Consider the following 252-nt stretch of genomic DNA (forward strand, 5'->3'; position numbering starts at 1 on the left):
AAGCGGCGGCGAGGGCGTATATCGAACAGATGTGGGCGGAAGCCATGACGGTTTACCGCAGTGGGAAGTATAAGCTGTCATTCAGCATAGAAATGAACCGATACCTGAACGCCCATCAGCAGGACTTCATGCAGGAGGACACACAGGCTGGCATGATCTACGCCTATTTGGAGGACTACACCGGTGACAGGGTATGCTCCAAGCAGCTTTATGAGGAAGCGCTGGGGAACTTAAATTCCCCGGCAGACTGGG

1 pseudogene is annotated in these 252 nt (G+C 54.0%); it reads left to right on the forward strand.

Annotated features, from left to right (window positions below):
• Positions 1 to 252, forward strand: a pseudogene (locus LI164_RS15815) (virulence-associated E family protein); the annotation flags it as partial.

This window comes from Dorea sp. 210702-DFI.3.125, assembly GCF_020560945.1.
Taxonomy (GTDB): Bacteria; Bacillota; Clostridia; order Lachnospirales; family Lachnospiraceae; genus Dorea; species Dorea formicigenerans.